At 71.1% G+C, this 21,382-nt stretch carries 18 protein-coding genes; all 18 read left to right on the top strand.

All coding sequences use genetic code 11. The annotated features are described in order from the left end of the window. Genes VGV60_15390 through VGV60_15305 form a run of 18 tightly spaced genes read left to right on the top strand, consistent with a single transcriptional unit; the run spans position 1 to position 21,380 of the window. Entirely contained in the window at positions 1–849 is an 849-nt protein-coding gene (locus VGV60_15390) for a class I SAM-dependent methyltransferase (GenBank protein HEV8702657.1), read from the top strand. Then, positions 846–2,099 carry a glycosyltransferase gene (locus VGV60_15385; protein ID HEV8702656.1) on the top strand — a complete coding sequence of 418 codons (1,254 nt, stop codon included), beginning with the start codon at positions 846–848 and terminating at the stop codon, positions 2,097–2,099. Before VGV60_15390 ends, VGV60_15385 begins: the two co-directional genes overlap by 4 nt. A 5-nt stretch (positions 2,100–2,104) precedes the next feature. Further along, a complete protein-coding gene (locus VGV60_15380; GenBank protein HEV8702655.1) occupies positions 2,105–3,115 on the top strand; it encodes an LLM class flavin-dependent oxidoreductase in 1,011 nt (336 codons plus the stop codon). Beyond that, complete coding sequence (locus VGV60_15375; GenBank protein ID HEV8702654.1) at positions 3,100–4,704, top strand: amino acid adenylation domain-containing protein; 1,605 nt, start codon at positions 3,100–3,102, stop codon at positions 4,702–4,704. Before VGV60_15380 ends, VGV60_15375 begins: the two co-directional genes overlap by 16 nt. Next, positions 4,685–5,191 carry a GNAT family protein gene (locus VGV60_15370; GenBank protein ID HEV8702653.1) on the top strand — a complete coding sequence of 169 codons (507 nt, stop codon included), beginning with the start codon at positions 4,685–4,687 and terminating at the stop codon, positions 5,189–5,191. Before VGV60_15375 ends, VGV60_15370 begins: the two co-directional genes overlap by 20 nt. A gap of 1 nt (position 5,192) precedes the next feature. Beyond that, the gene (locus VGV60_15365; GenBank protein HEV8702652.1) at positions 5,193–5,456 is read left to right on the top strand and encodes an acyl carrier protein; all 264 of its coding nucleotides are present in this window, start codon (positions 5,193–5,195) and stop codon (positions 5,454–5,456) included. Beyond that, positions 5,446–5,928: a flavin reductase family protein gene (locus VGV60_15360; GenBank protein ID HEV8702651.1), complete on the top strand. Its 483-nt coding sequence runs from the start codon at positions 5,446–5,448 to the stop codon at positions 5,926–5,928. Before VGV60_15365 ends, VGV60_15360 begins: the two co-directional genes overlap by 11 nt. A 10-nt stretch (positions 5,929–5,938) precedes the next feature. Next, positions 5,939–7,087 carry a hypothetical protein gene (locus tag VGV60_15355; GenBank protein ID HEV8702650.1) on the top strand — a complete coding sequence of 383 codons (1,149 nt, stop codon included), beginning with the start codon at positions 5,939–5,941 and terminating at the stop codon, positions 7,085–7,087. A gap of 31 nt (positions 7,088–7,118) precedes the next feature. After that, positions 7,119–8,282, top strand: coding sequence for a GNAT family N-acetyltransferase (locus VGV60_15350; protein ID HEV8702649.1), 1,164 nt, complete (start codon positions 7,119–7,121; stop codon positions 8,280–8,282). Continuing rightward, entirely contained in the window at positions 8,279–9,439 is a 1,161-nt protein-coding gene (locus VGV60_15345) for a DegT/DnrJ/EryC1/StrS family aminotransferase (protein HEV8702648.1), read from the top strand. Before VGV60_15350 ends, VGV60_15345 begins: the two co-directional genes overlap by 4 nt. Before the next feature lie 22 nt (positions 9,440–9,461). Then, positions 9,462–10,619: a GNAT family N-acetyltransferase gene (locus VGV60_15340; GenBank protein HEV8702647.1), complete on the top strand. Its 1,158-nt coding sequence runs from the start codon at positions 9,462–9,464 to the stop codon at positions 10,617–10,619. Positions 10,620–10,638: 19 nt separating this feature from the next. Beyond that, the gene (locus VGV60_15335; protein HEV8702646.1) at positions 10,639–11,709 is read left to right on the top strand and encodes a polysaccharide deacetylase family protein; all 1,071 of its coding nucleotides are present in this window, start codon (positions 10,639–10,641) and stop codon (positions 11,707–11,709) included. A gap of 13 nt (positions 11,710–11,722) precedes the next feature. Beyond that, a complete protein-coding gene (locus VGV60_15330; GenBank protein HEV8702645.1) occupies positions 11,723–13,174 on the top strand; it encodes an oligosaccharide flippase family protein in 1,452 nt (483 codons plus the stop codon). Further along, a complete protein-coding gene (asnB, locus tag VGV60_15325) occupies positions 13,175–15,109 on the top strand; it encodes an asparagine synthase (glutamine-hydrolyzing) (protein HEV8702644.1) in 1,935 nt (644 codons plus the stop codon). It abuts the gene before it with no gap. After that, positions 15,106–16,203, top strand: coding sequence for a glycosyltransferase family 4 protein (locus tag VGV60_15320; GenBank protein ID HEV8702643.1), 1,098 nt, complete (start codon positions 15,106–15,108; stop codon positions 16,201–16,203). The genes asnB (VGV60_15325) and VGV60_15320 overlap by 4 nt, the downstream gene beginning before the upstream one ends. Beyond that, entirely contained in the window at positions 16,200–18,410 is a 2,211-nt protein-coding gene (locus tag VGV60_15315; protein ID HEV8702642.1) for an alginate lyase family protein, read from the top strand. Before VGV60_15320 ends, VGV60_15315 begins: the two co-directional genes overlap by 4 nt. Then, complete coding sequence (asnB, locus tag VGV60_15310; protein ID HEV8702641.1) at positions 18,410–20,398, top strand: asparagine synthase (glutamine-hydrolyzing); 1,989 nt, start codon at positions 18,410–18,412, stop codon at positions 20,396–20,398. Before VGV60_15315 ends, asnB (VGV60_15310) begins: the two co-directional genes overlap by 1 nt. Continuing rightward, positions 20,370–21,380: a polysaccharide deacetylase family protein gene (locus tag VGV60_15305; GenBank protein HEV8702640.1), complete on the top strand. Its 1,011-nt coding sequence runs from the start codon at positions 20,370–20,372 to the stop codon at positions 21,378–21,380. Before asnB (VGV60_15310) ends, VGV60_15305 begins: the two co-directional genes overlap by 29 nt. The last annotated feature ends 2 nt before the right edge of the window (positions 21,381–21,382 follow it).

Here is a 21,382-nt window from a genome sequence, read left to right as displayed (position 1 = left end):
ATGAAGATCGCTCAGGTCGGCCCGAGCGCGTGGCTCTGGAAGAAGGAGACGGGCTACTACGCCGGGAGCGCCGAAGAGCTTGCGCTGCGGCCGGTCCTCCCGGACATCGGCCGACTGCGCGATCGACGAATCTTCGAGCTCTTCCTGAGTCACGGCAGTCTGTCGCGGGGCTCCCGGGTCCTGGAGATCGGCTGCGGGCGCTCGCCCTGGCTGCCGTTTCTCGCCCTGCGGCTCGGGTGCCGCGTCGAGGGCATCGACATCGAGCCCCACGCCGCGGATCTGGCGCGCGCCAACCTCGCGGGGGCACGCGCCGCCGGGGAGATCCACTGCGGCGACGCCTTCGCCCTCGTCGCCCGGCCGGATCTGCGCCACACATTCGATCTCGTCTACTCGATGGGAGTGCTGGAGCACTATGACGACGCGGCCGCGCGGATCGCCGTCCTGGCGGATTACCTCAGGCCCGGCGGCCGGATCCTGACGACGGTCCCGAACCTGCAGGGGGTGAACTGGCTGCTGCAGCGCCTGGCCGACCTGCGGACCCTGCAGGCTCACGTGGTGTACGACCGGACCCTGCTGGCCCGGGTCCACGAGGCGGCAGGGTTCACCTCCATCGCGTCCGGGTACGCGGGGTTCTTCGACGCGCACCTGGCATCGGCCGCCGGGGCGACGAGCCGGGTGAGGCGATCGATGCTGCGGCGTCTCTGCCGGGCCCTCGGCCTGGGCGCCGAGGCGTGGCTGAGGCTCTGCGGGGAGCGCGCGGCCCCGGACCTGCGCTACGTCTCCCCGCACGTCTTTTATGCCGGCCGCCGCGCGACCCCTCCGGGCCCGGCCGTGGAGGGCGCGGCGTGACACCGCTCCGGGCCGGCTCGGAAGATGCCCCGGCCGCCGGGGAGGCCCGCACCGGGCTCCTGATGTTCGTGAACGGCTTCGGCATGGGAGGCACCGAGCGGCACGTCGTGAACGTGGGGCGGGCGATCGACCGGACCCGCTTCGACCTCCACCTGGGCTGCTTCAGGCGGTGGGGCCATTTCCTCGAGGAGATCGAGAGCCGGCACGTGCCGATCTGGGAGTACCCGATCGACAGCCTGCACAACGCCGGGACGCTCCGGGCCCAGCTGCGCTTCGCCCGGGATCTGCGGCGCCTGCGCATCCGGATCGTCCATGCCTACAACTTCTATCCCAACGTCTTCGCCCTGCCGGCGGCCCGTCTGGCCCGCATTCCGCTCGTCCTCGCCTCCATAAGGGACACGGGCGTGTACCAGACGACGAACCAGAAGCGCGCCCAGAGGCTCATGTGCCGTCTGGCCCACTGCATCGTGGTGAACGCCGAGGCGGTGAGGCAGTGGCTGGTGGAGGAAGGGTTCCGCCGGGACAACATCGTCGTCATCCGGAACGGCGTCGACCTGTCGCGGTTCGAGAAGCGCGGAGACGGCCCCCGCCTGCGCCGCGAGCTGGGGATTCCGCAGGGCGCCCCCATCGTGGCGGTGGTGACGCGGCTGCACGAGCTCAAGGGACTCGACTACTTCCTGCAGGCGGCCGCCGCCGTGGCGGGTCGCTACCCCAATGTCCGGTTCCTGATCGTGGGGGATCGGTACGGCCTGAAGGACAGGATGGTGGTGCGGGAGGACGCCTACCAGGCCGAGCTGGAACGCCTGGCGGCGCATCTCGGGATCGCGCACCGTGTGGTGTTCAGCGGCTTCCGGCTGGACATCCCGGAGCTCCTGGCCGAGGTCGCCGTGTCGGTGCTGCCGTCCCTGAGCGAGGGGCTGTCGAACTCCCTGCTCGAGTCGATGGCGGCGGGAGTTCCGGTCGTCGCCACCCGGGTCGGGGGGAGCCCCGAGGCGGTGGAGGACGGCGTGTCGGGGCTCCTGGTGCCGCCGCGCGACGCCGCCGCGCTGGCGGAGGGGATGAACGCGCTCCTGGGGGATGCCGCCCTGGCGCGCAGACTGGGCGAGGCTGCGAGGCGCCGGATCGCGGACCACTTCTCTCTCGAGAGCATGACGCGGGAGCTCGAGCGTCTGTATCTGAGATTGCTTCGGGGGGAGCGCCCGCAGGCCACGCACGGTCCGGGGCCCGGACTCCTCCGCGAGGACAACTAGAGGCCATGTTCGACCCGCGCATCGAGATCTTCTCCACCTGCCCGCCGTCCACAGGCGACGATGCGCGGGCGTATGCCGATCACGTCGTCGAGGTGGCGCGCTGGAGCGAGCGCGCCGGCTGCAAGGGGATCCTCGTCTATTCAGACAATTCGCTCCTGGATGCCTGGCTGGTTTCGCAGCTGATCATCGCGGGCACCCGGTCGCTCTGTCCTCTGGTGGCGGTGCAGCCGGTCTATATGCACCCGTACACGGTGGCCAAGATGGTGACCACGTATGCCTCCCTCTTCGAGCGGAGGATCTACCTCAACCTGGTCGCCGGGGGATTCAAGAACGACCTGGAGGCGCTCGGGGACCGGACGCCGCACGACAGGCGCTATCAGCGGCTGGTGGAATACACCTCGATCATCCGGCACCTCCTCTCCGGGCAGAAACCGGTCACCCTCGCAGGGGAGTACCACCAGGTGGAGCGGCTGAGGCTTTCGCCGCCGCTCCCCCCGGATCTGTTTCCGGGCATCTTCGTCTCCGGCTCCTCGGAGGCGGGGAGGGCCGCGGCCCGGAGCCTCGAGGCCACCGCCATCGAGTATCCGAAGCCGGCGCAGGACGCCCCGGAGCCCTCGAAGGACGGGGGAGGGGCGCGCGGGATCCGCGTCGGCCTGATCACCCGGAGGAGCGAGGACGAGGCCTGGGAGCTGGCGCGCGCCCGGTTTCCGGAGGACCGCAAGGGGCAGCTGGCCCACCAGCTCGCGATGAAGGTCTCGGACTCCGTCTGGCACGGCCAGCTGTCAGGCATGGGGCAGGCCGGCGACGGCAGTCCCTACTGGCTGGTCCCGTTCCAGAACTACAAGACGATGTGCCCCTACCTCGTGGGGAGCCACGAGCGGGTCGGCGCGGAGCTGGCGCGATATCTCTCCGCCGGCTGCCGGACGTTCATCCTCGACATCCCACGCGACCCCGACGACCTGGAACAGACGGAGGCCGCCTTCGAGAGGGCCCTCGACCGATGCCCGAATCCCTAGCCCATCTCGTGACACGGCAGGCGGAGCGGCGCCCCGAGGCCGTGGCCGTCGTCGACTGCGGGCGCGCCCTCACCTATGCCGAGCTGGAGGTCCGCTCGCGCCGGCTCGCCCTGAGGCTCCTGGCGGAAGGCTGCGGGCGGGGGGATCGGGTCTGCCTGCTGATGCCGAAATCGCTGCAGGCGATCGTGGGGCTTCTCGGGATCTACCGGGCTTCGTGCATCTACGTGCCGCTCGATCCGTCGAGCCCGGCCCCCCGTCTGGCGAAGATGATCGACTCGTGCGCCCCCCGCTTCATCCTGGCGGGCGGCCCGGTGGGCCGCACGCTCGACGAGATTCTGGAGGATCGACAGCGGGGCTCCGGCATCGCCGTCGGCTGGCTGGACGAGGAACCGCCGGGTGCCGTGACCTTCAGGCCGCGCTTCGCCGCGCCCGACGTCAGCGGCGGAGACGTGGTCCCCGGGGCGCCCGCGACGCCCCCCCTGGACACGGCGCACATCCTGTTCACCTCCGGATCCACGGGAACGCCCAAAGGGGTGGTCATCACGCATGCGAACGTCCTGCACTTCGTCGACTGGGCCACGCGCTACTTCGGGATGGAGGCCTCCGACCGGGTCTCGTGCCACCCGCCGCTGCACTTCGACCTCTCGCTGTTCGACATCTTCGGGGCCTTCGCGGTGGGGGCGGAGCTGCACCTGGTTCCTCCCCAGGCGAGCCTCCTTCCCACCACGCTGGCGGAATTCATCCGCGCCTCGCGGCTGACGCAGTGGTTCTCCGTCCCCTCGGTCCTGAACTACATGGCCAAGTTCGACGTGGTCCGCCCCGGCGACTTCCCGGAGCTCAAGCGGCTTCTGTGGTGCGGGGAGGTGTTCCCCACGCCGGCGCTCGCCTACTGGATGCGGCGGCTGCCGCATGTCTCGTTCACCAACCTCTACGGGCCGACCGAGGCCACGATCGCCAGCAGCTACTACACGGTTCCGGGCGGCCCCGCCAGCGACCGCCAGGCGATCCCGATCGGCACCGCCTGCGACGGGGAGGAGCTCCTGATCCTGGACGACCACCTGAAGCCGGTCGGGGACGGCGAGGTCGGCAACCTCTACATCGGCGGGCGCGGCCTCAGCCCGGGGTACTGGGAGGACCCGCAGAAGACGCGCGAGGTCTTCCTGTCCAGAAACGGCGGCCCCGGCGAAGGCGAACGGATCTACCGCACGGGGGACCTGGCGCGCCGTGGCGAGGACGGGCTGGTCTATTTCGTCGGGCGGGCCGACGCGCAGGTCAAGAGCCGGGGATACCGCATCGAGCTGGGGGAGATCGAGACCTGCCTCGGCGCCCTGGACGGCGTGCGGGAGTGCGCGGTGGTGGCCATCCCGACGGACCAATTCGAGGGGACGATCCTGTGCTGCGCCTACGTCCCGGCGGAGGAGGAGATGAATCCCACGGCGCTCCGCCAGGGGCTGGGTCGTCTCCTGCCGGCCCACATGCTCCCCGCGCGCTGGCAGGCCTACGACCGGCTGCCCCGAAACGCCAACGGCAAGATCGATCGGGCCGTCCTCAAGGAGACCTTCGAGCGTCATGAAGCTGCTTCCGCTTGACAGCCCCGAGCTCATCCGGCTCGTCGCCTCCTGGATGTCCAGCAAGGAGAACTACCAGTGGCTGGATTTCGGGAACGGGCGGCAGATCCTCACACCGGAGTGGCTGAAGATCGCCACGCAGCGCGACTCGGAGGTCCTGCGGGTGTTCACGGGGGAGGACGACAGGACGCCCGTCGGCGTGGTCGGCCTGACCGGTGTCGACCGGGCCTTCGGGACCGCCCGCATCTGGGTCGTGGCCGGAGACAAGTCGTTCCGCGCGCGCGGCCACGCCACGCGGGCGGCCGGAAGGCTCCTGACGCTCGGCTTCCGGGAGCTGGGCCTGGGGGCGATCAACACCTGGATCGTCGAGAGCAACCCGTCGGCCCGCATCGCCGCGCGCCTGGGATTCCAGCCGATCGGCAGGCAGAGACAGTGTCACGTCATCGACGGCCGCCCGCACGACCGCCTGTGGTTCGACATCCTGGCCTCCGAGCACAAGGAAGAGTGAGATGCATGCCGCCGAGGAGTTGCAGGGGCGCATTGTCCGGCTGTTCGCCGACAGGCTGAACCTGGATGTGCCGTCGGGGGAGACCGATCTGTTCGAGGCCGGGGCGCTCGACTCGATGGCCTTCGTGGAGCTCCTGGCCCAGCTCGAGCGCGAGTTCGGGATCGTCGTGTCGCTGCAGGACCTCGAGATGGACAACTTCCGGACGATCGAGAGAATCGCCGGCTTCGTGGCCGCGCGCCGCGGGAGCGAGGGAAATGGATCCTGAGAGCCGGCACAAGACGCTGCGCCTGCTGTCGAACGGTGTGTACGTCATGACCTCGAGGAGCGGCGACCGCTTCGGGGCGGCCACGGTCACCTGGGTGTCGCAGGCCTCCTTCCGGCCGCCGCTCCTCATGGCGGCGGTGCGCCCGGGGAGCAACGTGTTCGCCTGCCTGCGCGACAGCGGGGTCGCGGCGCTGCACATCCTGGGGCGCGGCCAGGAGGAGATGGCCCGCAGGTTCTTCGCGCCGACCGAGGCCGATGCCTCCGGGATCAACGGCGAGCCGTTCCAGGAGGGGACCACGGCGGTCCCGATCCTGCGCAACGCGCCGGCGTACCTCGAATGCCGCGTGCGGAGAATCGTCGACGACCTGGGAGGGGACCACTCCCTGGTCGTCCTGGAGGTCCTGGACGCCAGCTGCCGCGAGCCGGTCCGACCGATGACCATCGCCGAATCCCCCTGGGAGTACGGTGGCTGAGGCGGCCGGATTGGAACGTCAGCCGGCGGCCGATCCGGGTCCGGTCGATCGCGGCGACATGCCGCGGGCGTCCGCGGCCTCCCGGGTCCGCCCGCTGGTCGAGCGGGATCTCCCGCACATCGTGTCGCTGTACGAGCAGGTCTTCGCGGGGCGCGCCGGGCGCGCGCCCGGATCGACGGGGGACCACCTCGAGCAGATCCTGTGCAAGAGCCCGTGGCGGGACCCCACGCTCCCTTCCCTGGTCTGCGAGGACGGCGCCGGCCGCATCGTCGGCTGCCTCGGCGTGATGCCGCGCCGCATGCGGATCGGCGGCCGATCGATCCGCGCCGCCATCAGCCATTCCTTCATGGTCGAGCCGGGCAGCCGGGCCAGCCTGGCGGCCCTGGCGCTCGCCCGGGCGTTCCTGGCGGGCGGCCAGGATCTCTCGGTGGCCGAAGGAGGGGGCCCCTCCCGACGCATCCTCGAGAGCCTGGGAGGCTCCACCTCGCTGCTCTACAGCCTCCGCTGGACGCGGCCGCTCCGTCCCGGACGCTACCTCCTGTCCTACCTGAGGCGGCGCGGGCTGCCCGCCGCCCTCTCGGCGGCGGTCGCCCCGTTGTGCGCCGCCGCCGACATGCTGGCCCCCCGGATCGCCGGCGCCTCCATGCGGACGACCCGCTCGCGCCTCACGGGGCAGGACCTCGCGCCGGGGGATCTCCTGGCCTGCCTGTCCGGAACCGCCGCCGATCGCGCCCTGCGCCCCCGCTACGACGGCGCATTTCTCGACTGGTTTCTCGACCTCCTGGCCGCCAGGCGGGGGCGCGGCCGGTTCGAGAAGGTGGCCGTCCGGGACGGCTCCGGCGCCCTCGTCGGCTGGTACCTCTTCTACCTGAACCCCGGGGGCATCAGCGAAGTCGTGCAGGTCGGCGCCATGCGGGGATTCATGGGAGACGTGGTCGATCACCTCTTCGAGCGCGCCTATCGGGGAGGGGCGGTGGCGGTGTCGGGCCAGATGGACCCGGCGGCTTTCCAGGCGCTGGCCGCGAGGCGGTGCGTGTTCCACCACGACGGGATCTCCTGGTTCCTGGTCCATTCGCGCGACCCCGAAGTGCTCGAGGCCATCCATCGGGGGGACGCCTTCCTGACGAGGCTCGAGGGTGAATGGTGCATCGGTCCCTGAACGTGCCGGGGGAGGGCCCGCCGATCGAATCGTGGCGAGGAAGGCGGCGGCGCCCCTCCCGGCCTGCCGGGTGGAGGTCGTCTCGGACGCGCGCGCGCTCCTGGACATGGGGCCGCTGTGGGACGGCCTCGTCCGGAGGGCCGGCCTGGATCATCCCTTCCAGAGCCACGCGTGGGTGCGCTCGTGGTGGGAGAGCTTCGGCGCCGGCCGGAGGCTGCACGTCCTCCTGGTGCGCGCCGGCGAGGAGGCGGTGGCGCTGGCGCCGCTCATGCTCGGACCGGCCCGGCTGTACGGCCTCCCACTGCGGCGCCTCGGCTCCCTGTACAACGAGCACACCCCGCGCTTCGACCTGGTGGTGGCGGACCGCCGGGACGACGCCTGCCGGGCGATCTGGAGCCACCTCAGGGCCTCGAGCGACGACTGGGATCTGCTGGAGCTCTGCCAGGTGCCGCAGGGATCGCAGGCGACCGCGGAGCTGGCCCGGCTCGCCGAGGCCGATCGATTCCTCGTGGCGTCCTGGCGCGCGTCCGAGTCACCCTACGTGCCGCTTCGGGACGGATGGGATCGGTACCTCATGACGCTGAGCCACAACCATCGGGCCAAGCTGCGCAAGCGCCTCCGCCGTCTCGAGCGCCGGGGCCGCGTGGCGCTCGAGACGATCGACTCGGAGGAGGGGCTGGACCGGGCTCTCGAGGACGGCTGGCGGCTGGAGGCCGGCGCCTGGAAGGACCGGGCCGGGACCGCCGTCCGGCTCTCCTCCTCCCTCGGCCGGTTCTACGCCAGCCTCGCCCGCCACGCGGCCCGCGCCGGGATCCTGCGGCTGTTCTTCCTGACGGTCGGAGGTGCCCGGATCGCCTTCGCCTATGCTCTCCGCCACGGCGACAAGGTCTACGTCCTGAAATCGGGGTACGACGCGGCGTACGCCGGCTACTCGCCCTACAACCTCCTGACCGGCCTGATCCTGGAGGAAGCCTGCAGGCGGGGCCTCAGCGAATACGACTTCCTCGGCGGCAACGACGAGTGGAAGATGCACTGGACCGACAAGGTGCGGTCGCACGAATGGCTCTATGTCTTCCCCGGGCGCCTCAAGGCCCGGGTCCTTCACGGGGTCAAGTTCGGGGTCGTCCCGCGCCTGGCGCGCCTCCCTCTCTATCGGACCGTGCGCGACACCCTGGCGGGATCGGGGGGCCGGTGACGTACATCCCCTCCTGGCCCGTGCTGGCGCCGCGCAGCCTTCTCGGCCACGTGCCGGCGCGCAGCCTCCCCTTTCCACTCAGCGCCCCGAGGCGCCACTCCTTTTACGTCGCGCGAGGCGGCATCTACCACCTGGTGAGGGCCCTGGGGTGCGCGGACGGAGGGACCGTCCTGATGCCGGACTACAACAGCGGTGCCGAGGTCTGGGCCGTCCGGGCGGCCGGGGCGACGGTCCGCTGCTACCACGTGGGGCGCGACATGCAGGTCGATCTCGACGAGCTGAAGGCCCTGTGCGATCTCAGGCCCAGGGCCCTCTACCTGATTCACTACCTCGGCTGGCCGCAGCCGGTGAACGAAGTGAAAATCCTGTGCCGGGAGCGGGGCATCCCCCTGATCGAGGACTGCGCCCTGTCCCTGCTGAGCGAGGTCGAAGGCCGCCCGCTCGGGACGTTCGGGGACTTCGCGGTCTTCTGCCTGTACAAGTCGCTGCCGGTCCCGAACGGCGGGCTCCTGGTGCAGAACACCGACGGGCCGTCCGCTCTCAATGGCCTGGAGCTCCGGCCGTGCAGCCGGGTGTCGGTCGTGGCGCGATCCTCGGAGCTGCTTCTCATGTGGCTCCGCGCCCGCTCGGATCCTCTCGGCGCCGCGCTCCTGCGCGGCAAGCGGGCGGCCGGCTGGACGCTCGATCGCCTCGGAGTCGCCCGCCACCCGATCGGCGACATCTCTCCCGAGTTCTCGACCGCGGGGTACGACATCAGCAAGCTGGACACCGCCATGTCGCCATGGTGCGCGGGGCTCCTCGACCGGCTCGATTACCAGGCCATCGTGCGCCTTAGGCGGGAGAATTTCCTGCGTCTTGCCGGACGCCTGAAGGGCCGGGTCGCCCTGGCGCGCCGGGATCTGCCGGAAGGAGTCTGCCCCCTGTTCCTCCCGATCCTGGTGCCGGACAAGGCCGCCGCCTCCCGGGCGCTCCGCGAGCATGGAATCGAGGCGGTGGAGTTCTGGAACTACGGCCACCCCGATGCGGACGGACAGGCCGGGCCGGACGCCGCGTTTCTCCGCAGACACCTGCTGGAGCTGCCCATCCATCAGGACGTCACAACCGCGCAGATCGACTTCATGGCGGAACGGGTCCTGCGCCTGGATCCATGTGCCTGAAGCCGCGGCCGCGAGAGTGTCATTGAACTCCGTCGAGATCATCGAGAGCACCGAACGCCTCATGGGATTGAGGGAGGAATGGACCGACCTGCTCCGGCACAGCTCCGCCAACTGCCTGTTCCTGACGTGGGAGTGGCTGTCGACCTGGTGGAGGCACCTGTCTCGCGATCGGCGGCTGTTCGCCCCGGTCGTGCGCGACCGGGGTCGGCTGGTGGCGCTGGCGCCGATGGTGATCCGGCCGCCCGGCATCTCCAGCATCCAGCCGTTTCCCGCCCTCGAGTTCATGGGGGTCGGGAGCGTCGGGTCCGACTACCTGGACGTCCTCGTCAGGCGCGGCGAGGAGGAGCGGGCGCTCCCGGCCCTCGCCGAATGCCTGGCGCCCGCCAACCGGCCCCTCGAGCTGGAGCAGATCCGCTCCGCCGGCAGCAGCGCCGAGGATCTCGGCGCGCACCTCGGACGCAGGGGCTGGCACGTGTCCACGGAGGAGATGAACCTCTCGCGGTACATCCCCCTGGCGGGGCAGTCCTGGACGTCCTACCTCGCCACCCTGGGGGGGGCGCACCGGGCCAACTTCAACCGCCGGCTCAGGAGGCTGGAGCGGGAGTTCACCGTCCGGTTCGAGACCGTATCCACCGAGGAGCACCGGCGCGCCGCGCTGGGCCGGCTGATCGCGCTGCACCAGGCGCGCTGGCGGGAGCGCGGCTTCTCGACCGCCTTCCACACCCCCAATCATCTGAGATTTCACGAAGAGTTCAGCCGGCTGGCGTGCGAGAAGGGGTGGCTGCGGATCTACACCCTGTGTCTCGACGACGAGCCGGTGGCGGCCCTCTACGGGTTCCGGTACGACGGGGTCTTCTCCTTCTATCAGTCGGGATTCGATCCGAACTACGCCGGATTCGCCGCCGGGCTCGTCACCATGGGCCTCGCCATCCAGAAGGTCATCGAGGAGGGGGCCTCGGAGTTCGACATGCTGCAGGGGCTCGAGCGCTACAAGGGACTCTGGGCCCGCGAGGCGCGATCGCTGGGGCGCGTGGACATCTTTCCGCCCCATCTCCGGGGGCTCCTCTACCGGGGGACCACGGAGCTTGGCCGCGCCGCCAGGCGGGCGGCGCGCAGGGTCCTGCCCGCGGCCCTGGCCGACCGGATCGCCTCGCTGCGGGAATCCGGCAACAAGTGCTGAAACGGGGATGCGAGGACTCGTGAAATCGGGGCTGGCCAACGGGATGCGCTTCACCGGCGCGAGCCTCGCGATGCGGACCCTGAACGGCTGGTCGGGCCGCCCATTCATCGTGGGTTACCACCGGGTGGTCGAGGACTTCGCGCGGGCCGCCGAGGACTCGATCCCCTCGACCCTGATCAGCCGGGCCATGCTGGAGCGGCAGATCGAGTGGATCGGCCGCCGCTTCGAGCTCGCCTCCCTGGACGAGATCGAATCGCGGCTGACGCGGCGCGCGCGCTGGCGCCTGCCGGCGGCGGCCATCACCTTCGATGACGGCTACGCCGACGTGTACGAGCAGGCGTTTCCCCTGCTCAGGGCACGGGGGATTCCCGCGGCCGTCTTCGTGGTCTCGGACCTGATCGGCACCGGGACGCCGCCGCTCTTCGACCGGATGCATCACCTGCTGGCTCGGGCGTGGACACGCTGGCCGGATCCGGTCCGGGGCCTGGCCCCCCTCGTCGCGGACCGTGGCCTGGATCTTCTGCGCGCGGCCGGCGGGAACTCGGTCCCTCCCGATCCGCAAGTGGTCCTGCGCATCCTGCTCGAGAGCATGACGCATTCTGCCCTCGAGCGCCTGGCCTCGGCCCTCGTCGCCGAGGTGGGATGGGATGAGAAGGTCGTGGCCCGGCACCGTCCCCTGACCTGGGAGATGATCCGCGAGATGCGCGACGCCGGGATCACCATCGGCTCGCACAGCAGGACGCACCCGCTTCTGACCCTGGAGGATCGGGGCAGGGTGCGGGAGGAGACCGCCGGATCGCGCCGCGACCTCGAGGCCCGGCTGGGCGCCTCCGTCCGTCATTTCGCCTACCCGAACGGCTGGTTCGACGGAAGGACGCTCGAGGCGGTCGAGGCGGCCGGCTATCGCTGCGCCTACACCTCGTGCCACCACCGCGATTCCGGCCGTCCGCTCCTGACCCTGCCGCGCGTCCTGCTGTGGGAAAACGCCGGCCTGGGAATCTCCGGAACGTTCTCGCCCGCCGTGATGGGCTGCCAGGCCGACGGCACCCTCCCGCGGGTGTCCGGCTGCCCGCTGGTGCACTGGAACTGAGAACCCTCCTCCCATGAATTCGACGCTCAAGCCCGCCCTGGCCCTGATGTCGGGCCGCCTGATCGGGACGGTGATCGCCTTCGCGATCCCCGTGGTCCTCGTCCGCCTCTTCGACCAGGCCGCCTTCGGCACGTACAAGCAACTGTTCCTGGTGTGCGCCACCCTGTACGGCATCGCCCAGTGCGGCATGGCGGAGAGCCTGTTCTACTTCCTTCCCTCGGATCCGAGGCGGGCCGGCCGCTACGCCATGAACGCGCTCGTGGTCCTCGCGGCGGTCGGGGGGGCGTGCCTCCTCCTCCTGTGGGCCGGCCGGTTCCGCGTCGCCACCTGGCTCGGGAACGACGCCCTGGCCGCGGGGCTCCCCTGGATCGGCGCCCACCTGGCCCTCATGCTGGCCTCCGCCGCGCTCGAGATCGTCCTCACGGCGCGCGGGCGCTACGCCGGGGCCGCCGCGACGTACGCGGCGTCGGACATCGTCCGCACGGCGCTCTGCCTGGCGCCGGCGCTCCTGCTGCGCAGCCTCGAAGGGGTGCTGATCGGGGCGACGGCGTTCGCGGCGCTCCGGTTCGGCGCGGCGATCGTGGCGCTGCGCCGGGAGTTCGGCGACGAGCTGCGGTTCGACGCCTCGCTCCTCGGGACGCAGCTCGCCTACGCGCTCCCGTTCGAGTTGGCGGTCCTGGTCGAGATCCTGCAGGGGAACCTGCACCAGTACGCCGTCTCCCTGCGCTTCGATGCCGCCGCCTTCGCCGTCTACTCCGTGGGATGCCTTCAGGTGCCGCTGGTGGACCTGGTTGCCGGGTCGACCTGCAACGTCATGATGGTCCGGATGTCGGAGGAGCTGCGGGACGGCCGCAGGGAGGCGGCGCTCCTCGAGTGGCACGGCGCGGTCCGCAGGCTGGCCCTGGTGTTCCTCCCCCTGGTCGGCGCGCTGCTCCTGAACGCCCGCGACCTGATCGTCCTCCTGTTCACCCAGGCCTACCTGGCGAGCGTGCCGATCTTCATGCTGTGGGCCGGGGCCTTCCTCCTGGCCGCCCTGCCGGTGGACGGCGTGCTCCGGGTCTACGCGGACACGCGCTTCCTCTTCGTCCTGGGGGCCCTGAAGCTGGCCTTCATCGCCGCCACGGTCGGATGGTTCCTCGGCCGCTTTCATCTCGAGGGAGGGGTTCTGGTCACCCTCGTGGCGACGCTGTTCGGAAAGACGCTCGCCCTGGGGCGGATCGCCGGGCGTCTGAAGACGGGAGTCGCGATGCTTCTCCCCTGGCGGGGCCTCGCCGCGATCCTCGGATCGACGCTGGCCGCGGGCCTCCCCGCGCTCCTCGTGAAGGAGGCCGCGGGGCTCGCGCCGCTCCCCTCGATCCTGGCGAGCGGGCTGGTCTTCGCGGCGGCGTACGCGGCGCTCGCCGGCGCATTCCACCTGTTCGGCCCGGGCGATCGGCTGGTCGCCGTCCCGGAGGCTCCGAAGTAGATGTGCGGCATCGCCGGGATCGTGAGCCTCGACGGCCGGCCCGTGGATCCGAGGGAGGTCCGGGCCATGTGCCGGGTGATGGCGCATCGCGGCCCGGACGACGAGGGACTCTACGCCGGCCGCGGGGCCGTGCTCGGCATGCGCCGGCTCAGCATCATCGACCTCGAGGCCGGGCACCAGCCCCTGGGGAGCGAGGACGAGTCGGTGTGGGGCGTGTGCAACGGCGAGATCTACAACTTCCGTGAGCTGCGCGCCGACCTTCTGCGCCGCGGCCACACGTTCCTGACCGGCTCGGACTCGGAGGTCATCGTGCACCTCTTCGAGGAGCACGGGAAGGGGTGCGTCGAGAAGCTGCGCGGCATGTTCGCCCTGGCGGTGTGGGACGAGCGGCGCGCGGAGCTCCTTCTCGCCCGCGACCGGCTGGGGATCAAGCCCCTGTACTACTCCGTGTCGGGCGGCCGGCTCGCCTTCGCGTCCGAGCTGAAGGCGATCCTGCAGCTCGAAAGGATCGAACGCCGCCTGAGCTGGGGCGCGGTCAACCACCTGTTCACCTCCCTCTGCACGCCCGCGGCGCAGAGCATCGTGGAGGGGGTGCGCAAGCTCGAGCCCGGCCATCTGCTGCTCGCCTCCGCGGAACGGGGGATCCGCATCGAGCGCTACTGGGACGTGTCGTTCGGGGCCGACGCGGGCCGCGACGAGACGGGGCTCGTGGAGCGTTTGCGGGGGCTGCTCGACGAGTCGGTCCGCCTCCACATGGTCAGCGACGTCCCGGTGGGCGCCTTCCTGAGCGGCGGCATCGACTCGAGCTCCGTGGTGGCGATCATGGCGGGCCAGGCCTCCGGTCCGGTGAAGACCTTCTCGATCGGCTTCGACGAGCAGGACTACGACGAGCTGCGCTATGCGCGGCAGGTGGCGGAGCGCTACGACACGGAGCACTACGAGCTGGTCGTCACCCCGGACGCGGTGGACCTGGTGGACGACCTGGCGTGGTTCCTGGACGAGCCGTTCGGCGATTCGTCGGCCCTCCCGACGTTCATGGTGTCGCGCCTGGCGTCGCAGTTCGTGAAGGTCGTCCTGTCGGGGGACGGCGGCGACGAGCTGTTCGCGGGATACGACAGGTACCGGGTCGAGGGGCGCGAGAGGCGCTACGAGATGATCCCGCGGCCGCTCCGGGGGGCGCTCGGCGCCCTGGCCGGCTGGATGCCCGAGACGATGCGGGGCAGGAACCTACTGCGGCACCTGTCGCTGCACGGCCCCGAGCGCTACCTGGACGCCGTCACGCTGTTCCGCGCGGAGGAGAAGCGGCGCCTGTTCCGGCCCGCGGCGTTCGAGATGCTCTCCCTCGAGGATCCGTGGCAGGCCGAGGCGGAGTGGCTTCAGCGCTCGAGCGGCGACTGGCTGTCGGCCCTGCAGTACCTGGACATCAAGTCCTACCTGCCTCTCGACATCCTGACCAAGGTCGACCGGATGAGCATGGCCCACGGCCTCGAGACGCGGGTGCCGCTTCTCGACCACAGGCTCGTCGAGTTCGCGGCGACCATCCCCGCCGACCTCCGGCTGCGCGACGGCGTCACCAAGCACATCCTCAAGCGCGCCATGAGGGGGCTCCTGCCCGACTCGATCATCGATCGGCCGAAGCAGGGGTTCGCCGTCCCGCTCGGGAGATGGTTCAGGGGGCGGCTCGACGGGTTCGTCCGCGACCTGCTGCTCTCGACCAGGAGCCGCAGCCGCGGGATCCTCAGCGAGACGTACGTCGAGCGGCTCATCGAGCGGCACGGCGCCGGGCGGCCGCTCGATCTTCAGCTGTGGACCCTGATCTCGTTCGAGCTCTGGTGCCGGACCTTCCTCGACAGCCGGACCCCGAGGTTCGAGGCGACCTCCGCCGCGCCACGGGTCGCGGCGGCTCCCCATTCCGGAACCGGGGTCCCAGCATGAGCGTCGAAACGGTGCCCGGGCCTCGTCCGCAGCTTCCCCGGATCGCCGTCGTGGCGGCAAGCCTCGACATCCTGGGCGGGCAGGGGATCCAGGCGGGCGCCCTGGAGCGGGCCCTCCTGGCGGAGGGGGCCGAGGTCCGCTTCATCCCAGTCAACCCGAAGTTCCCGCGCGGGCTCGGCTGGCTGCGCCGCTGGCCCGGCCTCAGGACCATCCTGAACGAGGCGCTCTACGTCGGAGGCCTCGCCGGGCTGCGCCGCGCCGACGTGGCGCACGTCTTCTCGGCCTCCTACTGGTCGTTCCTCCTGGGCCCCGCCCCCGCGATGCTCCTGGCGCGCGCTCTCGGCAAGCGCGTGGTGCTCCACTATCACAGCGGCGAGGCCGAGGATCACCTGGCGCGCTGGGGAGTCAGGGTCCACCCCTGGCTGCGCCTTGCGGACGAGATCGTCGTCCCGTCCGAGTTCCTCCGGGGAGTGTTCCAGCGTCACGGCTACCGCCCGCGCGTCATCCGGAACGTGGTGGAGCTGTCGCAGTTCCGCTACCGCGAGCGCCTCCCCCTGCGCCCGCGCCTCCTGTCCGCCCGAAACCTCGAGCCCCATTACCGGGTGGACGACACCCTCCGGGCATTCGCCCTGGTCCGCGCCCGCCACCCCGAGGCGACCCTCACCGTCGTCGGCTACGGCAGCCAGGAGAAGGAGCTGCGGCGGCTCGCGGCCCGGCTGGGCGCGGCGGGCATCCGGTTCGCGGGCCGGGTGGAGCCCGAAGCGATCCCCCGCCTGCACGACGAATGCGACATCTTCCTGAACTCCTCCGTCGTCGACAACCAGCCGGTCTCCATCCTGGAGGCGTTCGCCTCCGGCCTTCCGGTCGTGTCGACGCCGACGGGGGACATCCAGGCGATGGTGCGGCACGACGAGACCGGACTCCTCGTCCCCCCGCGGGATCCCGCCGCCATGGCGGCGGCCGTCCTTCGTCTTCTCGGCGATCACGACCTGGCGCTGCGGCTGGTCCGGCGCGCCCGGCGCGAGGCCGCGGACTACGCCTGGCCGCGGGTGCGCGAGGCCTGGCAGGCGGTCTACCTGGGACGGGCGGCGTGAGGCTCGACCGGCTTCTGCGCATGGGGCCGCCGGAGGTGGCGGAGCGCGGCCGGCAGCAGGCCCGCAAATGGCTGGATCGATCGCGGGCCTCCGCCCGGAGCCCCGGCCGGGAGGATCCCGGGCGCCTGTTCCGCATCGTGGCGGGCCTCGTGGCTCCGGCGAATGGCTCGAGCGAGTCCGCCCGTCGCGCGGCCGCGGCCGCCCTCCTGGAGCGCTTCCGGGAGGGGGGGGCCGCCCGATTCTTCGCCGGCGCCACCGACGCCGCCACCCCCGCGATCGTGCGACAGCGGATGCCCGAGGAAGCCAGGCAGCTCCAGGCCGAGGCCGGGACGATCCGGGGAGGACGCTTCAACCTCCTCGGCTATCGCGGACTCTCGTTTGGCGACCCGATCGACTGGCGCCTGGATCCGGTCTCCGGGCGCCGGTCCCCGCTTCTGCACTGGAGCCGCCTCGATCCTCTCGATCCCGAGGAGGCCGGGGACTGCAAGATCGTCTGGGAGCTCAACCGCCACCAGTGGCTGGTCCGTCTCGGCCAGGCGTTCCGCCTGACCGGAGACGAGAAGCACGCCCTCCTGTCCGCCCGGCTCCTTGGCGACTGGCTGATGGAGAATCCGCCGGGCCTCGGGATCAACTGGGCCAGCAGCCTGGAGGTCGCCCTGCGCCTGGTCTCCTGGTCCTGGGCGCTCCATCTCCTGCGCGACTCCAGAGCCCTCACGCCGGACTTCTTCCTGGAGATGCTCGGGGCGATTCACGACCACGCGGCGCACGTCGAGAGGTACCTGTCCCGCTACTTCTCGCCGAACACCCACCTCACCGGCGAGGCGCTCGGCCTGTTTTATGCCGGCGCGATCTTCCCGGAGCTGCGCGCCGCGGCGCGCTGGCGGACCCTGGGGTCGGGCATTCTCGTGGAGGAGAGCCGCAGGCAGGTGCTGCCGGACGGGGTGCACTTCGAGCTGTCCACCTGCTACCACGTGTACACCATCGACATCCTGCTCCACTTCCTGGTCCTCGCGGGTCGAATAGGCCTGGAGGTCCCGGCGGACGTCTCCCGGACGGTGCAGCGGATGCTCGATTTCCTCCTGGCCGTCAGGCGTCCCGATGGATCGATCCCGCCGATCGGCGACGGCGACGGCGGTCTGATCCTGCCGCTCGCCCGGCGGCGGCCGGACGAGGCGCGGAGCCTCTTCTCGATCGCGGCCGCCCTGTTCCACAGGCCCGACTATGCCTGGGCGGCGAAGGGACCCTCTCCCGAGACGGTGTGGCTCCTGGGACCGGAAGGGCTGGACGCCTTCGAGGCGCTCCAGCCGGAGCCGCCGGCGGCACCCCCCTCGCGACTCTTCCCGAGCGGCGGGTACGCCGTGATGGCGGACGGCTGGGCTCCCGACGCCCACCACCTGATCTTCGACACGGGCCCTCTCGGCTGCCCCGTCAGCGGGGCTCACGGGCACGCCGATCTCCTGAGTCTCCAGCTGAGCGCGTTCGGCAAGCTCTTCCTCCCCGACCCGGGGACCTACTGCTACACCCCCGAGCCGCGCTGGCGCGACCACTTCCGCGGCACCTCGGCGCACAGCACCGTGGTCATCGACGGCCAGGAACAGGCGGAGCCGGCAGGCCCCTTCTCCTGGCGCGCCCGGCCGCGGGCGCAACTCCGCCGCTTCACGTCCAACGCCGAGTTCGACTTCGCGGACGCCGATCACGACGCCTACGGACGTCTTCCAGACCCGGTGATCCACCGCCGCCGGGTGCTGTTCGCCAGGCGGCGGTACTGGCTCGTGGTCGATGACATTCTCGGGGCGGCCGACCACACCGTGGAGCTCCGCTTCCAGTTCGCGCCGATGGTCGTCACCGTGGGTGCGGATCTCTGGGCCCGGGCCTGGGGCTGCGGCCGCCACGACCTGCACGTCCGGCCGTTCTCCACCGTGCCGCTCGAGGCCTCCGTCCGCGAGAGGAACGAAGAGCCGATCGAGGGCTGGATCGCTCCGGCCTACGGCGCCCGCAGCGGCGCCCCGGCCCTGGTCTATCGCGCCCGGACCCGCCTGCCGCTGCGGATCGTGACGCTTCTCCTTCCCACGCGGCATCCGCTCTCCGCCCCGCCGATCGTGTCCCCGCTGCTCTCCGGCGGCAGCGGCCCGGTCGGGGTCCTCTTCCGGGAGCCGCGCGAGTCGGTGCGCTTCGACGAGGACGGCTACTCGGTGGAGCGCGCCTGATGTGCGGGATTGCCGGCATCCTCAACTTCTCTTCGGATCTCGCCGTGGACGAAGCGCGGCTGCGGCGCATGCGGGACACTCTGCGTCACCGCGGACCGGACGGAGAGGGGCTCTTCATCGAGGGATCGGTGGGGCTCGGCCACCGCCGGCTGGCGATCGTGGATCTGGCTTCCGGCGCCCAGCCGATGGCCAACGAGGACGGCACGATCCTCGTCGTCTGCAACGGCGAGATCTACAACCACCCGGACCTGCGCCCCGAGCTGGAAGCGCGCGGACACCGGTACCGCACCCGCAGCGACACGGAGACCATCCTGCACCTCTACGAAGAGGAGGGGGAGCGCTGCGTCGAGCGCCTGCGCGGCATGTTCGCCTTCGCCCTGTGGGACCGCAGACGCCGCCGGCTGCTCCTGGCCCGGGATCGCCTGGGGATCAAGCCTCTCTACTACGCGCGCACCGGCCAGGGCCTGCTGTTCGGGTCCGAGATCAAGGCGATCCTCGAGGCGGCGCCGTTCCCGGCCGAGCTGAACGAGGCCATCCTCCCGGAGTTCCTCGCGAACCGGTTCGTCTCGGGCGGGGAGACCTTCTTCAAGGGCGTGAGCAAGCTCCTCCCCGGCAGGACGCTCACCTGGTCGCTCGACGAGGGACTTCGGGAGCGCCGTTACTGGTCCCACCCCGTCGAGAGCCCGGCTCCCCGCGCCGGTCTCGGGGACGAAGCGGCGGCCCTGCGCGAGCGGCTGCGGGAGGTGGTGCGCATCCACCTCATGAGCGACGTGCCGGTCGGAGTGTTCCTCTCGGGCGGCCTCGATTCGAGCGGGCTCCTGGGGCTCATGACCTCGATGGCAGAAGCTCCGGTTCGCACGTTCTCCGTCGGCTTTTCCGAGCTCGAGGCGAACGAGCTCCCCTACGCCCGCCTGGCGGCGGGCTCCGCCGGGGCGGAGCACCGCGACATCAGCGTGTCGGCGCGGCAGTTCTTCGCCGCACTGCCGTACCTGGTCTGGCATGAGGACGAGCCGATCGCCTTCCCCTCCAGCGTGCCGCTCTACTTCGTCTCCCGCCTGGCCGCGGAGCACGTCAAGGTGGTCCTGACCGGCGAAGGGGCGGACGAGCTGTTCCTGGGATACAACCGCTACCGGATCGCGGCCTGGAACTGGCGGCTGGCGGCCGCCTGGGCCGCCGTGCTCCCGGGAGGCGCCCGGGGGGCGATCGGCCGGGGCGTGGGGAGCCTTCCCCCCTCGATCCGTCGTTACGCCCGCCGGAGCTTCCTGGCGCTTCCGCCCGGCGCGCGCAGTCACGTCTACGAGAATTTCGCGGTCTTCCCCGAGGCCGTGCAGCATCGCCTCTTCCCGGAGGCCGGCCGGTCCGGCAGGCGGGACCCGTACGCCGCGGTCCTGCCCCTGTACGAGCAGGCCCCGGGCGATCCGCCCGGCCGCATGGCCCACGCCGACATGCAGACCTATCTGGTGGAGCTGCTCATGAAGCAGGACCAGATGAGCATGGCGGCGTCCATCGAGAGCCGGGTGCCGTTCCTGGACCACGAGCTCGTCGAGCACGTGGCGGCGCTCCCCCGGAACCTGAAGCTCCGGGGCCTCAGGACCAAGGCGATCCTGCGCGAGGCGCTCAAGGACCTCGTGCCGCGGCCCATCCTGGCGCGCCGCAAGATGGGATTCCCCGTCCCGGTGGGGCGCTGGCTGAGGGGGCCCTTCCGGCCGCTCCTCCAGGAATTCGTCCTCGGCGCGCGCGCCCTGGAGCGGGGCCGCTTCGATCCGTCATTCCTGCAGCGCCTGGTGGCGGAGCACGTGGTCGGGAGCGCGGATCACGGCGATCGGCTCTGGCTGTTGCTGAACCTGGAAATCTGGCAGCGCATCTTCGTCGAGGGACAGGACCCGGCCGCCCTGGCACCGCCCGGAAGCCGGCCGTCCCAGGGGCGCAGGGCGCTCATGAAGGAAGGAGGCGTCTCGCATGTCGGTGCTGAAGCGCGTGCTCAGTAGGCTGCTCATCCCGGTCGAGCGGGCGGTCACCGCGGCCCTCTACCCCGTCTGCCGGCTCCGGGAATCTCTCTCCGGGACCGTGAAGGTCCCGATCCTCATGTATCACCAGGTCGGCCCTCCCGTGGACGGGGGACCGCCACGTCCCGATTGCGTGTCGCCGCAGAGCTTCGAAAGGCAGATGCACGCCATCCTGGACGCGGGGTACCGGGTCATCGCGCTGCACGACCTGGTGCGTATCCTGGATGCGGGCCGCCTCGAAGACCTGAGGCGTTCGGTGGTCCTGACCTTTGACGACGGCTACCGCGGTCAATTCGTGTTCGCCTGCCCGGTCCTGCAGCGCCTGCGGCTCCCCTCGACCTTCTTCGTGACCACCGGCATCGTCGGGAAGCCCGCTTTCTTTCCGCACCTCGCCATCCAGCCGGCGCAGGGCGGGGCCTCCCCTCCGCTCGCGTGGCTGCCGCTCTCCTGGGACGAGGTGAAGGAGATGGCACGTCAGGGCATCGACATCGGCTCGCACGCCGTCACGCACCGCTCGCTCGGCCGCCTGGCCGACGGCGAGGCCGAGATCGAAGTGTGGCTCTCGAAGGAAGCGCTGGAGCGGCGCGCCGGGATCCGGGTCGATCTCTTCGCCTATCCGTTCGGGTCCGAGGCCTGGGGCGATTTCCACCGGAGCCTCCAGGACACGCTGCGCCGCTCGGGATACCGCGGGGCGTGCACCCGGGCGATCGGCCGAAGCGGCCCCGGCTCCGATCCCCTGGCCCTGCCGCGCATCCCGATGGAGGAGCGGGACGGCCCGTTCCGCGTCCGCTGCAAGCTCGCGGGCGCCTTCGACTGGGTCGGCCCATTCGTCTCGCTCTGGCAACGATTGACGGAGCGGGACGATCCGGGGAAGGCGTCGATCCCCCTCGAGGCGGATCCCGCCCTCGGGATCATGACGATGCCGGCACGAATCGATGCGCGCATGCCGCGCGCGGGGCGGTGAGG

It is taken from the genome of Candidatus Polarisedimenticolia bacterium (genome assembly GCA_036001465.1).
Taxonomy (GTDB): Bacteria; Acidobacteriota; Polarisedimenticolia; order Gp22-AA2; family Gp22-AA2; genus Gp22-AA3.
Note: the sequence above shows the minus strand (reverse complement) of the source record. Positions and strands in the feature narration are given on the sequence as shown.